The sequence below is a fragment of the Streptomyces rhizosphaerihabitans genome, assembly GCF_025399795.1.
GTDB lineage: Bacteria > Actinomycetota > Actinomycetes > Streptomycetales > Streptomycetaceae > Streptomyces > Streptomyces rhizosphaerihabitans.
The window spans coordinates 60,855-75,508 of record NZ_JAODTZ010000019.1 but is presented as its reverse complement, the minus strand read 5'-3'; the positions used below and the strand labels follow the sequence as shown (position 1 = coordinate 75,508).

The window sequence follows — 14,654 nt, the reverse complement described above, 5'->3', positions numbered from 1 at the left end:
CGCGCCCACCCGCCGTACCGGACAGGCCCTAGCTCTCCGTCACCATGAGGGCGGCCATCATGCCCTCGTCCTCGTGCTGGAGCAGATGACAATGGAGCATGTACATGTAGGTGTCGTCCGCGAAGTCGGTGAACTTCATGGCGATCTTGATGGTGCCGCCGCCGACCACCTCGAACGTGTCGTACCAGCCCAACTGGACGCCCGTCGGATCCGCCCCGTTGATCGAGATCAGCTGGAACGGCACGTCGTGCAGATGGAACGAGTGCTCCAGCTGCGTGCTGTTCTTGACCGTCCAGACCTCCTCGGCGCCCAACGTGGTGCTGATCATCGCCATCGAGGACATGCTCGTCCCCACGGAGCCGTTGACCGTCATCGAGGTGCCGCTCTGGCCGAGTGTGATCGTCCGGGCGGTGAAGCCGCTGGTGTCGTACCGGGTGATGGTGTTGAGGGCCGGCAGGTCCTCCGGGGTGTCCGAGGCGTCCGGAGTGACGGTCAGGAACTCGTAGGTGCCGCTCCCGCCGCGCACCCAGCCCGTCGTCACCACCGCCTCCAGGGTGACCGCGTCGCTGAGCTCCATCACGAACTCGGCGCGCGCGCCCGCCACGAGCCGGATCGACTTCACCTCGGTGGCCTCGGTCAGATACCCCTGGTCGGTGGCTATCTGGGTGAGCGTCCCGCCGTCGCCGCGCTGGACGGTGATGATGTCCGACGGTGAGGCGTTGAGCAGCCGGAAGCGGGTGCGCTTCTTGGTGGCGGTGAAGGTGAGCGTGGTGGCGTCGACGTTCGTGCCGTTGCACAGAAGAGGGAAGCTCAGGCCGTTGGCGAGGTAGCCGGTCAGGTTGTACTTGATCTCTCCGGCGGTGTCGGTGGCCAGACACTGCAGGATGATCGGGATGTCGTCGGTTCCGTAGGTGCTGGGCAGGGCCGCGGTCGCGGCGGAGTCGTCCTCGACGATGATCATGCCTGCCAGCCCGTGGGTGGCCTGCTCGGCCGTGGTGCCCAGGGCGTGCGGGTGGTACCAGAGCGTCTTGGCCTCGTCCTTGACCGTGAAGGTGGGGGACCAGGTCTTCCCGGAGGCGAAGGCGTTCTGCGGGCCGCCGTCCATGCTCGGCGGAACGTGCGCGCCGTGGAAGTGGACGGTGGTGTCCTCGGTGAGGCTGTTGGTGATGTTCAGCAGGACGGTGTCGCCGGAGGTCCACTTCAGGGTGGGGCCGAGGAACGACTGGTTGTAGCCCGCGGTCGTGCTGGTCACGCCGCTGAGCACCTCGCTGGTGCCCGTCTTGGCCTCCAGGGTGTACGTCGTGGTGCCGCCCGAGGCGGTCCCCTCCAGGAGGTCGGGGATGGTCAGCGTGGTGCCCGCCGCGTGCGCCTTGGTCTGCGTCGCGTTCGTGAGCAGAGCGATGGCGGTGCCGCCGGCGGTCACCGCCGCGAGGGCCGTCCCCGCCATTCCGCCGAGGAACGCGCGGCGGTGCGTGCCCTTGGTCCTGGACCGGCCCTTGTCGTTGCCCGCGCCGGAGGCGGGCTGTGTGGAGTGCGTCATGGCGGTGGACTCTCGACCCGGGGGCTGTGCGGTGTATGGGGCCGACTTAGGAGAACGCCCTCTGCGCTGTGAAAAGCGATGACTTAAATTCAGGTTCAACTCCCCTGAGAGTGAGACGAGTTGGTCTCGCGCTGGTCACGGCGACGGCGCGGGACGCAACGGACACGCGCTTCCCGGACGTATCTCACAGCATCACGATTCGGCGCCCTGAGCCCTCGGCGCCGCTGTCTGTGCCCCCGCTGCGACCACGCCCTCCCATACCTGCGCGACGGTTGTGCGCGACCGCCGGACGAGGACCTGCGTGACGGTTGTGCGCCCGCCGGACGAGGACTACGCGAGGGTTGTGCGTGCCCGCCGTACGAGCCGGATGTACCGGTTCCAGTCCCAGTACCGTCCGGGATCCGTGTGGTCCGTGCCAGGGACCTCGACGTGTCCGATGATGTGCTCTCGGTCCACGGGTATGCCGTACCGCCCGCATATCCCGGCCGTCAGCCGTGCCGAGGCCTCGTACATCGCGTCCGTGAACGACGAGGCGTGATCGATGAAACCCTCGTGCTCGATGCCGACGCTGCGTTCGTTGTATGCGCGGTTGCCCGCGTGGAACGCCACGTCCAGCTCGCGGATCATCTGGGTGACATGACCGTCCTTGCGGACGACGTAGTGCGCGGCCGCTCCGTGCCGCGGGTCCTGGAAGGCCCTCACCGCGCTCGCGAAGCCGCCCTGCGTGACATGCACGACCACCCGGTCTATCGGGTAGTCGTCGGGGCGGTCGGCCCGCCGCCAGTTCGCCGCCGAGGCGGCCACCCACCGCGCGCCCCGGAAGTCCACCGCTCCCGCGACCCGCGCCTTCTCCACGCCCGGCAGCCGCCACCACAGGTGCGACAGCTTCTCCCGGGCGAGCCCGGCCGCGCTCAGGGTGGCCAGCGCGCCGCCGATGAGCAGCACCCGCCGCCCGACCGGCTGGTCCGCGTCCTTGGCCCCCGCCCCGGCACCACGGCTCCGCGGCTTCCCCGGCTTCCCCTTTTTCGCCCCCATGCGATCTTCAACGGATACTCGCGGGCTCCGGTTCCCACGGCCCCGTACTCTGGAGGGGTTATGACTGACACCTCGCAGCGCCCCCTCCGCGTCCTCGCCGCCATGTCGGGCGGAGTGGACTCCGCCGTAGCCGCCGCCCGTGCCGCCGAGGCCGGGCACGACGTGACGGGCGTGCACCTCGCCCTCTCGGCGAACCCGCAATCGTTCAGGACCGGCGCGCGCGGCTGCTGCACCATCGAGGACTCGCGCGACGCCCGCCGGGCCGCCGACGTCATCGGCATCCCGTTCTACGTCTGGGACCTCGCCGAGCGCTTCCGGGAGGACGTGGTCGAGGACTTCATCGCGGAGTACGAGGCCGGCCGCACCCCGAACCCGTGCCTGCGCTGCAACGAGAAGATCAAGTTCGCCGCCCTGCTCGACAAGGCGCTCGCGCTCGGCTTCGACGCGGTAGCCACCGGGCACTACGCGCAGGTGATCGTCCGCGAGGACGGCACGCGCGAGCTGCACCGCGCCTCCGACATGGCCAAGGACCAGTCGTACGTCCTCGGTGTCCTCGACGACCGCCAGCTCGCCCACGCGCTGTTCCCGCTCGGCGACACGGTCACCACGAAGGACGAGATCCGCGCCGAGGCCGAGCGCCGGGGCCTGGCCGTCGCCAAGAAGCCGGACTCGCACGACATCTGCTTCATCGCCGACGGCGACACCCAGGGCTTCCTCGCGGGCCGGCTCGGCAAGTCCGAGGGCGACATCGTGGACGAGTCCGGTGCCAAGCTCGGCACCCACGAGGGCGCGTTCGGCTTCACGATCGGCCAGCGCAAGGGGCTGCGCATCGGCACTCCGGCATCCGACGGCAAGCCGCGCTACGTGCTCGACATCTCGCCCGTGAACAACACGGTGACGGTCGGCCCGGCCGCCTCCCTGGACGTGTCCGCGCTGACCGCCGTCAAGCCCCGCTGGTGCGGCGCTGCCCCGACGGGCCCCGGCACCTACACCGCCCAGCTCCGCGCCCACGGCGGCGAGACCGAGGTGAGCGCCGAACTGATCGACGGCTCCCTGGACGTCCGCTTCACCGAGCCGGTCCGCGGCGTGGCCCCCGGCCAGGCGATCGTCCTGTACGAGGGCACCCGCGTGGTGGGGTCGGCGACGATCGCGACGACCACGCGCGCGACGGCGGACGTCTAGGACCTGTCCGTTCGGTCACGACGGATCCGGTCGATCACTGCTGATCCGGTCGATCACGGTGAAGGGGACTGCGGCACCGGACACGTTCCGCGACCGGTCGACCGTGATCGGGCACCGTCCGCCGTCCCGCGTCTAACCGTTCGTACGGAAGAACTCCGCCAGCACCGGCGCGAGCACGAGGGGATCCACCATGTGGGTCTGTCCCTCCAGCGTGCGGTACGACCCGTTCGGCGCCGCCTCCGCGACGGCTCGTGTCGCCTCGCGCATCCACGCGGGGCTCGCGTCGCCGGCGATCGACAGCAGGGGCACGGACAGGGCGGCCAGCCGCTCGCGGGGAACCCGGCTGTCGCCCATCGCGGCGTTGTCGTACGCCAGGGTCGGCGCGATGGCCTCCATGCCGGGCCAGGCGTGCGACATGCGCACTCCGGCGATCATCTCCGGCGGTGTGCCGACCAGGGACAGGAACAGTTCGACCGCGTCCCCGCGCCGGTCCTGGCCGAGCAGCTCGGTCAGCCGCTCGGTGTACTCGGCCCGCTCCTTGCCGGCCCCCTCGTCGAGGGCGAACGGCGTCTCGTAGACGGCGACTTCGCGGACGGGCAGCCCGATCGCCGTCGCCGCCAGGGCCAGCGCGCCGCCCGACGAGATGCCGTAGAGCGCCGCGCTGCCCCCGGAGGCCTCGATCAGCGCCGCGATGTCCTCGACCTCCCGCGCCACCGCGAAGGGCGCGGTGTCGCCGCTGGCGCCGCGGCCCCGCCGGTCGTAGGTGACGGCACCGAAGCGGTCCGAGAGGGCCTCGGCCAGGGGCGCCAGCGTGGCACCCGTGCACATGGCGCCGCCGACCAGGACGACCGTCGGGCCGTCACCGTAGCGTTCGTACGCGATGGGGGTCCCGTCGCGCGAGATCGTCTTCTTGTCCATGTCGGTAGAGACTGCCGGGCGAGGGGGAACTCATCGCGTCACCACGCCCGCGTCGGCCCAGGTCCGCCCGGAACTCAGGACACGTCCGCCTCGTAGAAGCAGAGATGGTCCCTGATCTCGGAGACATCGGGCTTGGGGTCGGGATAGGCCCACACCAGATCCGCCGCGTCGGGGCGCGACCAGTAGGACGCGGTGCCCTTGAAGGGGCAGTACGTGTGGGTGTCGGAGGGCGTCAGCAGGTCCAGGCGGACGTCCTCGGGCGGTAGGTAGTAACGCACCGGACAGCCGGTCTCGCGCAGCACCAGGGGGCGGTCGCTCTCCGCCAGGACCTGGCCGCCGTGCACGACGCGGACGTGCTGTGCGCCCTGCTCGATGGTGATCGTGTGTCCTTCAGCCATACCGGGAAAGCGCTCGCGAGCCCCGAATCGTTCCCGCGTACCGTGAAGACATGAACATCTGTGTCTTCCTCTCCGCCGCCGACCTCGACGACCGCTACACGCGCCCCGCGCGGGAGTTCGCCGAACTCCTCGGCAAGGGCGGCCACACCCTGGTGTGGGGCGGCTCCGACGTCGGGCTGATGAAGGTGGTCGCCGACGGCGTCCAGGAGGCGGGCGGACGGCTCGTGGGCGTCTCCGTGGACTTCCTGGCAGCCAAGGCCCGGCCCGGCGCCGACGAGATGGTCATCGCCCGTGACCTGGCCGAGCGCAAGGCACTGCTCCTGGCGAAGGCCGACGCGGTGGTCGTCATGGTCGGCGGCACCGGGACCCTGGACGAGGCGACCGAGATCCTGGAGCTGAAGAAGCACGGGAAGACCGAGAAGCCGGTGGTCCTGCTCAACACGGCAGGCTTCTACGACGGCCTCAAGGAGCAGTTCCGCCGGATGGACGCCGAGGGCTTCCTGCCGCGCCCGCTCACCGATCTGGTGTTCTTCGCCGAGGAGCCGGTGGGGGCGCTGGCCTACCTGGAGGAGAGCGCCGGCATCCGCTGAGGCGCCGATACCCGCCGAGGCGTCCGCGTCCGTGACGCGTCGGCACCGGCTGAGGTGCCGGAACCCGGTTCGAGGCCGGTACCCGGTGATGCGAGCATGGCGTCCATGGCTACACATGTGATCACCGGGGCCGGTTCCGGCATCGGCGCGGCCGTCGCCCGCCGTCTTCACGCGCGCGGGGACGAACTCGTGCTCCACGCGCGCGACGCCGGCCGCGCGAAGGAACTGGCCGCCGCGTTCCCCGGGGCGAAGACCCTGGTCGGCGATCTGGCGGACCCCGACAAGCTCTCCTGGGCGTTCTCGCACCAGACGCTCCCCGGCAGCGTCGACTCCCTGCTGCACATCGCGGGTGTGGTCGACCTCGGCCCGGTCGGCGAACTGACCCCGAAGTCCTGGCGCCATCAGCTCAACGTCAACCTGATCGCCCCCGCCGAGCTGACCCGGCACTTCCTGCCCCAGCTCCGCCTCGCCCAGGGACACGTGCTCTTCGTGAACTCCGGCGCCGGCCTGAACGCCCACGCCGACTGGTCCGCCTACGCCGCGTCCAAGCACGGACTGAAGGCCCTCGCCGACTCCCTGCGCCACGAGGAGCACGCGGCCGGGGTCCGGGTGACCTCCGTCTACCCGGGCCGTACCGCCAGTCCCATGCAGGCCAAGGTCCACCAGCAGGAGGGCAAGGAGTACGACGCGGCGAGGTGGATCGACCCCGAGTCGGTGGCGACGACGATCCTGATGGCACTCGACCTGCCCCGGGACGCCGAGGTCAACGACCTGACGGTGCGGCCGGGCGGCTGACCTTCCCCGGGGACGCCGGGCGGCTGATCCGCCCCCGGGGATTACGTACGCTTCCGGGGTGAGCGAAAACAGCGAGTTCAGGTTCGGTTCCGCCACCGGGGTCGGGTCCATGCCGGGCGGTGACGCGCGGGAGGCCGCGAAGACCGTCACCGGTTCCCTCGACGACTTCCCGTTCCTCGCCGAACTGCCCGCACGGGGGCCCGGGGCGGACATGATCGGCCGGACCGCCGGAATGCTCGTCGAGCTGTACGCGCGCGTGGAGCCCAGCGGCTGGCGGTTCGGGGACCGGCCGGGCCGGGACACCAAGCGGGCCAGGTCGTGGCTGGGGGAGGACCTCGACGCCCTGGAGGAGTTCACCCAGGGCTACGAGGGCCCGCTGAAGGTGCAGGCCGTCGGTCCCTGGACCCTCGCCGCCGGACTGGAGCTGAGGAACGGCGAGTCCGCCCTCTCCGACCCGGGCGCCTGCCGCGACCTCGCGGGATCGCTCGCCGAGGGACTGCGCCTGCACCTCGAAGAGGTACGCCGACGGATTCCCGGCGCCCAGATCGTTCTGCAGCTCGACGAACCCTCCCTCGTCGCCGTGCTCCGCGGCCAGGTACCGACCGCCAGCGGCTACCGCACCAACCGCGCCGTGGACCGTCAGGTCGCCGAGGCCAGGCTCCGGGACGTCGTCGGGGTACACGGCGGCGGGCCCGTCGTGGTCCACTCCTGCGCGCCCGACGTCCCCTTCGCCCTGTTGCGCAGGGCGGGCGTTTCGGCCATCTCCTTCGACTTCTCGCTCCTCACAGATCGTGACGACGACGCGATCGGGGAAGCGGTCGAGGGCGGTACGCGTCTGTTCGCCGGTGTCGTCCCCGGCGCGGACGTCCCATTGTCGGACCCTGCCGGTAGCGTCATGGGTGTCAGGACGCTGTGGCGCAGGCTGGGGCTGCGGCCGGGTCTTCTCGCGGAGGCGGTCACGCTCACTCCGTCGTGCGGACTCGCGGGGGCTTCCCCCGACTTCGCGCGCAAGGCGCTGGCCCACTGCGTCCGGGCGGCGAGATCCCTCGCGGACAACCCAGAGTAACGGGAGGACACAACGGTGGCCGGCGAAAAGCACGCAGAGCCCACATCGGTACCCGCCGAGGCACGGGAGAGGCACGCGCAGCTCGCCGAGCAGATCGAGGAGCACCGCTTCCGGTACTACGTGAAGGACGCCCCGGTCGTCAGCGACGCGGAGTTCGACACGCTCCTGCGCTCCCTGGAGGCGCTGGAGGGGGAGTATTCCGAGCTGCGGACGCCGGACTCGCCGACCCAGAAGGTCGCGGGAGCGTACGCCACGGAGTTCACCTCGGTCCAGCACCGCCAGCGCATGCTGTCGCTCGACAACGCCTTCTCCGATCTGGAGCTGGCCGCCTGGGCCGAGCGCGTCGCCAAGGACGTGGGCGCCTCCGAACACCACTTCCTGTGCGAGCTGAAGGTCGACGGCCTCGCCGTCAACCTGACGTACGAGCACGGCCGCCTCACGCGCGCGGCGACCCGCGGCGACGGCCGTACGGGCGAGGACATCACGCCCAACGTCCGTACGATCGAGGAGATTCCGGACCGTCTGACGGGCGACCGTGTCCCGGACCTCGTGGAGATCCGCGGCGAGGTCTACTTCCCGATGGAGAAGTTCGAGGAGCTCAACGCCCGGCTGGTGGAGGCGGGCGACAAGCCCTTCGCCAACCCGCGCAACGCGGCGGCCGGTTCGCTGCGCCAGAAGGACCCGCGCGTCACCGCGACCCGTCCGCTCCACATGGTCGTCCACGGCATCGGCGCCCTGGAGAGTTTCGAGGGCCTCGGCAGGCTCTCCGAGGCCTACGGCCTGCTGCACACCTGGGGGCTGCCGACCACGCGCTACGCCAAGGTGGTCGACGACCTCGACGGCGTACGGGAGTTCATCGCGTACTACGACGAGAACCGCCATTCCGTGGAGCACGAGATCGACGGGGTGGTCGTCAAGCTCGACGAGATCCCCCTGCAGGGGCGGCTCGGCTCCACCGCGCGCGCACCGCGCTGGGCGATCGCCTGGAAGTACGCGCCCGAGGAGGTCAACACCAAGCTCGTCAACATCCGTGTCGGCGTGGGCCGTACGGGCCGGGTCACGCCGTACGCACAGGTCGAGCCGGTCACGGTCGCGGGTTCCGAGGTCGAGTTCGCCACCCTGCACAACCAGGACGTGGTGAAGGCCAAGGGCGTTCTCATCGGGGACACGGTGGTGCTGCGCAAGGCCGGGGACGTCATTCCGGAGATCCTCGGACCGGTCGCCGACCTGCGCGACGGCAGCGAGCGGGAGTTCGTGATGCCGGCCGAGTGCCCCGAGTGCGGCACGGCGCTGCGGCCCATGAAGGAGGGCGACGTCGACCTGCGCTGCCCGAACGCGCGGGCCTGCCCTGCCCAGTTGCGCGAGCGGCTGTTCTACCTCGCGGGCCGCAAGGCGCTGGACATCGAGCACTTCGGGTACGTCGCCGCGGCGGCCCTCACCAAGCCGCTGGAGCCGTCCGAGCCCCCGCTGAAGGACGAGAGCGACCTCTTCGACCTCACCATCGAGCGGCTGCTGCCCATCAGGGCGTACGTCCTCGACCAGGACAGCGGTCTGCCCAAGCGCGACCCGAAGACCGGCGAGGAGAAGATCGCCACGGTCTTCGCCAACCAGCAGGGCGAGCCCAAGAAGAACGCCCTTGCCATGCTGGAGAACATCGCGGCCGCCAAGGACCGCCCGCTCGCGCGCTTCCTCACCGGTCTGTCGATCCGGCATGTCGGCCCGGTCGCGGCCGAGGCGCTGGCCCGCGAGTTCCGCTCGGTGGACCGGATCGAGGAGGCCACCGAGGAGGAGCTCGCCACCACCGAGGGCGTCGGGTCGATCATCGCCGCCTCGCTCAAGGAGTGGTTCGCCGAGGACTGGCACCGCGAGATCATCCGCAAGTGGAAGGCCGCCGGAGTCCGGATGGAGGACGAGGGAGCGGGCGAGGACGAAGGGCCCCGTCCGCTCGAAGGACTCACCGTCGTGGTCACGGGCACGCTCGAACACCACACGCGGGACGGGGCGAAGGAGGAACTCCAGAGCCGTGGAGCAAAAGTGACCGGTTCTGTTTCGAAGAAGACATCCTTCGTCGTGGTGGGCGACAATCCTGGCTCGAAGTACGACAAGGCGATGCAGTTGAAGGTTCCGGTCCTGAACGAGGAGGGCTTCGCAGTCCTGCTCGGACAAGGACCGGACGCGGCGGCGGAGGTCGCGCTTCCGATCGAGGAATAGCGGTTGAAGGCCACCCGTTCGGCGTATATCGGCTGTATGCGGGTGACTAGGTCGAATTCGGGCAACCGTGGTCGACCGCTGCCCGTGGAAGCCTTCTGCGGCCTACTGTTGACGTGTGCGCCTGCCGTGCCCGGCTGCGGTTGGCGCATCCCCAGCTCCGCACGAGCCGGGGGAAGGGCTTTCCGCCGCGGCGCCGTTGGCAGTTGTCGCCGGCAACGGACCGCGTGGCGTGGGCACCGCCGGCAGTGAGAGGGACGGGAATGGAACCGACCGAGAGCGCCGCTCCCGACTCGCGGCTGCGCCTGCGCCGGATGACCGGCACATGGCTGGCAGGCCTGCGGACGGGACGGCCTTCGGGGCGCCCCGCCCCGAGCGGGTTCGGCGCCGCACCGCTCGCCGCCCCCGTCGTCCCCGGCGTCGGCCGTCTCACCGCCGAGCGCGGCGCCGGCCTGCCCGGCCACGATCCCGAACGCCACATGTCCTGGCCCGCACTGCCGTCGGTGGTCGTGGCCACCGCCGCGTTCGTCCTGGGCGCGGGCTTCTACCGGGCGTTCACCGGTCACCACGCGCTCTTTCCGTGCGGCGCAGTCGGCTGGTCGCTGGCACTGCTGACCGGCGTCATCGTCGGCCACCTGGTCGCGCTCGGCCGTGCCCGCTGGTGGGGCGGCACCGGCTCCGGCGCGGCACTCACCCTCGCCGTCCTGCTGCTCTACGGCTGGGTTGCCGCCGGCATGGTCAGCCTGACCGTCGTCGTCCTGGTCGGCACCGCCCGCCGCAACCGCTGGCGCCAAGGAGTGCTGCACGGCGCGGTCGACATCCTCGGCATCGGGGCCGGAGCCCTGGTCCTCGCGTCGTTCGGACGGTTCCCGAGCGTCGAGGCGCCCTGGGACCCCTTGGCCTGGACGTTGTACGCCGCCCCTCAGGTGGTGCTGGTGGCGGGCGCCTACCTCGCGGTCACCCGCGCCCTGCTCTGGTACCTGAACGCACCGCGCGGCGGCGGTCTGCCCACCGTCGCCCGTACGGCCCTGGTGAGACAGGGACTCGTCGCGGTGGCGCTGCTCGGCATCGCGCCGCTGATCTGCGTCGTCGCGGTGGCCCAGCCGATGCTGCTGCCCCTGTTCTCGATCCCGCTGATCGCCCTCGACTCCACTCTGTGGATAGCCCGCGCACGGGCCGAGGAGCAACTGCGCGACCCGCTCACCGGGCTGCCCAACCGTCAGTGGCTGCTGGAGCGCACCTGGACCGCGCTGGACGACGCCGAGCGTATCGGCGCACGCTCCGCCCTGATGCTGATCGACCTGGACCGCTTCCGTTCGGTGAACGACACCCTGGGGCATCTCGCCGGTGACCGGCTGCTCCTCCAGATAGCCGACAGGCTGCGGCTCGCACTGCCACGCGGGGCGGAGGCCGCGCGGCTCGGCGGTGACGAGTTCGCCGTCTTACTGCCGGTCGCGGACTCCACCACGTCGGCCACTCGGGTCGCCCGCAATCTGGTCGCCGCCCTCGGTTCGCCGCTCGACCTCGACGGACTCACCCTCGTCCTGGAGGCCAGCGCCGGGCTCGCCGTCTTCCCCGACCACGCGCTCGACGCGGAGGGGCTGCTGCGCCGGGCGGACATCGCGATGTACCAGGCGAAGCGGGACCGGACGGGTGTGGAGGTGTACGAGTCGAAGCGGGACTCCAACACTCCCGACCGGCTGGGTCTGCTGGGCGACCTGCGCCGGGCCCTGGACACCGGCGACGTCGAACTGCACTACCAGCCCAAGGTCCGCTTCGACGGACAGGTGGCCGGACTGGAGGCACTGGTCCGCTGGGTGCATCCCGAGCGCGGCAAGGTACCGCCGGACGAGTTCATCGCCATCGCCGAGTCGTCCGGGCTGATGCCCCACCTCACCGAGTACGTCCTGGAGACCGCCCTCGGGCAGGTCGCGCGCTGGCGGGCCCAGGGCCTGTACGTGCCGGTCGCGGTGAACGTGTCGCCGCGCGACGTGCATACGCCGGGGTTCGCCGGCGCCGTCGCCGCCCGCCTCGCCCGGCACGGAGTCCCCGCGGGAGCGCTCCAACTGGAGATAACGGAGCACGTGCTCCTGGAGGACCCGCAGCGGGCCGCCGACACCCTCGCGGCTCTCACCGCGCACGGCGTGAAGATGTCGCTGGACGACTTCGGCACCGGGTACTCCTCGCTCGTCCATCTGCGCCGGCTCCCGGTCAGCGAGCTGAAGATCGACCGCTCGTTCGTCGCACGGCTCGCCGTGGACACCGAGGACGCCGAGATCGTGCGCTGCACCGTCGACCTCGCGCATTCGCTGGGTCTGCTCGTCGTGGCGGAGGGCGTCGAGGACGACGAGACGTGGGAGCGGCTGCGGGATCTCGGCTGCGACGCCGTGCAGGGGTGGCTGGTCGCCGCGGCGATGCCGCCCGACGAGGCCACCGCGTGGCTGCTGGCCCGGGGGTCCCGGGGATGGCAGCGGCCCCGCGCCGCGTTGCCCGCGGCGGAGTAGTCCCCTTTTCAGGGGGAGACATTCCGGCCTCCGGCCGAATGTCTCCCGCCCACGCACCACCCGTGACCCTCACCCGACAGGCCCAGCTCTCCCGCGGGGCCGACCCGCCGTCGGCGTCGGTTCCGCCGTGGGTTACCGGCCCGCCCGCGGGCTGCACCCGTCGCCGGCCCCGCCCACCGTTGGCCCCGCCCCGCTCACGGTCTCCGTCCGTGGTCGGTCACGTGGTTGACCGTGCTCTTTCAGGGCGCCAACCGTCCCGCAGGGTGTGTTCCGGAGCGTGCCGGGAGTAAACCCGGGCGCGGGCACGGTGCCCGGCCCCATAGGATTGGGCCAAACCACACACACTCACCCCAGAGGATCGCTGCATGCCTGGCATCACGCGCGAGGAGGTCGCCCACCTCGCACGGCTGGCGCGTCTGGAGCTGAAGGGCGAAGAGCTCGACCACTTCGCCGGCCAGCTCGACGACATCATCGGCGCGGTCGCCCGCGTCAGCGAGGTCGCCGACCAAGACGTACCGCCGACCTCTCATCCGCTGCCGCTGACGAACGTCATGCGCGTGGACGAGGTCCGTCCGTCGCTCACCCCCGAGCAGGCGCTCTCCGGCGCCCCGGCCCAGGAGCAGCGGCGTTTCAAGGTGCCGCAGATCCTGGGGGAGGACTAATCACCATGACGGACACCAACGTCAACATCATCAAGCTCACCGCGGCCGAGATCGCCGAGAAGATCGCGACGGGCGAACTGACCGCCGTCGAGGTCACCGAGGCCCACCTCGCCCGTATCGAGGCCGTCGACGAGAAGGTGCACGCCTTCCTGCACGTCGACCGCGAGGGCGCCCTCGCCCAGGCGCGTGCCGTGGACGCCAAGCGCGCGGCCGGCGAGAAGCTCGGCCCGCTCGCCGGTGTGCCGCTCGCGCTCAAGGACATCTTCACCACCGAGGGGATCCCGACCACCGTCGGCTCGAAGATCCTCGAAGGCTGGATCCCGCCGTACGACGCGACCCTCACCAAGAAGCTGAAGGCCGCCGACGTCGTCATCCTCGGCAAGACCAACATGGACGAGTTCGCCATGGGGTCCTCCACCGAGAACAGCGCGTACGGTCCGACCGGCAACCCCTGGGACCTCACCCGGATCCCCGGCGGCTCGGGCGGCGGCTCCTCCGCGGCCCTCGCCTCCTACCAGGCGCCCCTCGCGATCGGCACCGACACCGGCGGTTCCATCCGCCAGCCGGCCGCCGTCACCGGCACGGTCGGCGTCAAGCCGACGTACGGCGCGGTCTCCCGCTTCGGCATGGTGGCGTTCTCCAGCTCCCTCGACCAGGGCGGCCCCTGCGCCCGTACGGTCCTCGACGCGGCCCTCCTGCACGAGGTCATCGCCGGGCACGACCCGCTCGACTCGACCTCCATCGACGCCCCGGTCCCGCCGGTCGTCGAGGCCGCCCGCAACGGCAGCGTGACGGGCATGCGTGTCGGTGTCGTCAAGCAGTTCCGCGGCGAGGGCTACCAGGCCGGTGTCGTGCAGCGCTTCGACGAGGCCGTCGAGCTGCTGAGGGGACTGGGCGCCGAGATCGTCGAACTGGACTGCCCGTCCTTCGACCTGGCGCTCTCCGCGTACTACCTGATCGCCCCGTCCGAGTGCTCCAGCAACCTCGCCCGCTTCGACGGCCTGCGCTACGGCCTCCGTACGGGTGACGACGGCACGCGCTCCGCCGAGGAGGTCACCGCCCTCACCCGTGAGGCCGGCTTCGGCCCCGAGGTCAAGCGCCGCATCATCCTCGGCACGTACGCGCTCAGCTCCGGCTACTACGACGCGTACTACGGCAGCGCCCAGAAGGTCCGTACGCTCATCACGCGCGACTTCGAGAAGGCGTTCGAGCAGGTCGACGTGATCGTCTCCCCGACCACGCCCACCACCGCCTTCCCGATCGGCGAGCGCGCCGACGACCCGATGGCGATGTACCTCGCGGACCTGTGCACCATCCCGACCAACCTGGCCGGCAACTCCGCCATGTCGCTGCCCTGCGGTCTCGCCCCGGAGGACAACCTCCCGGTCGGTCTGCAGATCATCGCCCCGGCGCTGAAGGACGACCGCCTTTACAAGGTCGGCGCCGCCGTCGAGGCCGCCTTCGTGGAAAAGTGGGGGCACCCGCTGCTTGAGGAGGCTCCGTCGCTGTGAGCAAGGCAATGTCCAAGGCCAAGGGCTTCAAGAAGTCCAAGTCCGGCACGTATCTGTCCATCGCCGGCACGGCGTTCGGTGCCTTCGGTGTCGCGAAGCAGGTCAAGAAGGCCCGCCAAGAACACGACACGCTGCGCCTCATCGACGCGGCCGTGTCCGCCGCCGCCATCGTCACAGGCCTCGCCATCCTCTACCGGGAGCTCAAGCGCCTGGGCGACGACGACGTCCTGCTGGGCTGAGAGGGA

General features: G+C 70.8%; 13 protein-coding genes. 9 read left to right on the top strand and 4 right to left on the bottom strand.

Features of this window, described 5'->3' with window-relative positions:
* Positions 1–28 precede the first annotated feature (28 nt).
* Both N4G66_RS20505 and N4G66_RS20500 read right to left on the bottom strand, forming a co-directional pair.
* Complete coding sequence (locus N4G66_RS20505) at positions 29–1,540, bottom strand: multicopper oxidase family protein (RefSeq protein ID WP_261705585.1); 1,512 nt, start codon at positions 1,538–1,540, stop codon at positions 29–31.
* 330 nt (positions 1,541–1,870) lie between these two features.
* Positions 1,871–2,575, bottom strand: coding sequence for an N-acetylmuramoyl-L-alanine amidase (locus tag N4G66_RS20500; protein ID WP_261705584.1), 705 nt, complete (start codon positions 2,573–2,575; stop codon positions 1,871–1,873).
* Between the two features lie 60 nt (positions 2,576–2,635).
* Between N4G66_RS20500 and mnmA the strand changes: the two genes are divergently transcribed.
* A complete protein-coding gene (gene mnmA, locus N4G66_RS20495; protein WP_261705583.1) occupies positions 2,636–3,757 on the top strand; it encodes a tRNA 2-thiouridine(34) synthase MnmA in 1,122 nt (373 codons plus the stop codon).
* 132 nt (positions 3,758–3,889) lie between these two features.
* On the opposite strand, the gene N4G66_RS20490 is transcribed toward mnmA, so the two are convergent.
* Positions 3,890–4,675, bottom strand: coding sequence for an alpha/beta fold hydrolase (locus tag N4G66_RS20490; RefSeq protein WP_261705582.1), 786 nt, complete (start codon positions 4,673–4,675; stop codon positions 3,890–3,892).
* Between the two features lie 74 nt (positions 4,676–4,749).
* On the bottom strand, positions 4,750–5,073 hold the full coding sequence (locus N4G66_RS20485) for a DUF427 domain-containing protein (protein ID WP_261705581.1): 324 nt from the start codon (positions 5,071–5,073) through the stop codon (positions 4,750–4,752).
* A 50-nt stretch (positions 5,074–5,123) separates the two neighbouring features.
* Between N4G66_RS20485 and N4G66_RS20480 the strand changes: the two genes are divergently transcribed.
* From N4G66_RS20480 to N4G66_RS20445, 8 genes are all read left to right on the top strand, one after another.
* Positions 5,124–5,663: an LOG family protein gene (locus N4G66_RS20480; protein ID WP_261705580.1), complete on the top strand. Its 540-nt coding sequence runs from the start codon at positions 5,124–5,126 to the stop codon at positions 5,661–5,663.
* Positions 5,664–5,759: 96 nt separating this feature from the next.
* The gene (locus tag N4G66_RS20475) at positions 5,760–6,458 is read left to right on the top strand and encodes an SDR family oxidoreductase (RefSeq protein ID WP_261705579.1); all 699 of its coding nucleotides are present in this window, start codon (positions 5,760–5,762) and stop codon (positions 6,456–6,458) included.
* Between the two features lie 58 nt (positions 6,459–6,516).
* Complete coding sequence (locus tag N4G66_RS20470; RefSeq protein WP_261705578.1) at positions 6,517–7,524, top strand: methionine synthase; 1,008 nt, start codon at positions 6,517–6,519, stop codon at positions 7,522–7,524.
* 15 nt (positions 7,525–7,539) lie between these two features.
* Complete coding sequence (gene ligA / locus N4G66_RS20465; protein ID WP_261705577.1) at positions 7,540–9,735, top strand: NAD-dependent DNA ligase LigA; 2,196 nt, start codon at positions 7,540–7,542, stop codon at positions 9,733–9,735.
* 260 nt (positions 9,736–9,995) lie between these two features.
* Positions 9,996–12,236, top strand: a complete 2,241-nt coding sequence (locus N4G66_RS20460) for a putative bifunctional diguanylate cyclase/phosphodiesterase (RefSeq protein WP_261705576.1) — start codon at positions 9,996–9,998, stop codon at positions 12,234–12,236.
* Positions 12,237–12,601: 365 nt separating this feature from the next.
* Entirely contained in the window at positions 12,602–12,898 is a 297-nt protein-coding gene (gatC, locus tag N4G66_RS20455; RefSeq protein ID WP_261705575.1) for an Asp-tRNA(Asn)/Glu-tRNA(Gln) amidotransferase subunit GatC, read from the top strand.
* Positions 12,899–12,903: 5 nt separating this feature from the next.
* Positions 12,904–14,409 (top strand): Asp-tRNA(Asn)/Glu-tRNA(Gln) amidotransferase subunit GatA, encoded by a 1,506-nt coding sequence (gatA, locus tag N4G66_RS20450; RefSeq protein ID WP_261705574.1) that lies wholly within the window; start codon positions 12,904–12,906, stop codon positions 14,407–14,409.
* Positions 14,410–14,417: 8 nt separating this feature from the next.
* A complete protein-coding gene (locus tag N4G66_RS20445) occupies positions 14,418–14,648 on the top strand; it encodes a hypothetical protein (RefSeq protein WP_389086236.1) in 231 nt (76 codons plus the stop codon).
* Positions 14,649–14,654: the final 6 nt, after the last annotated feature.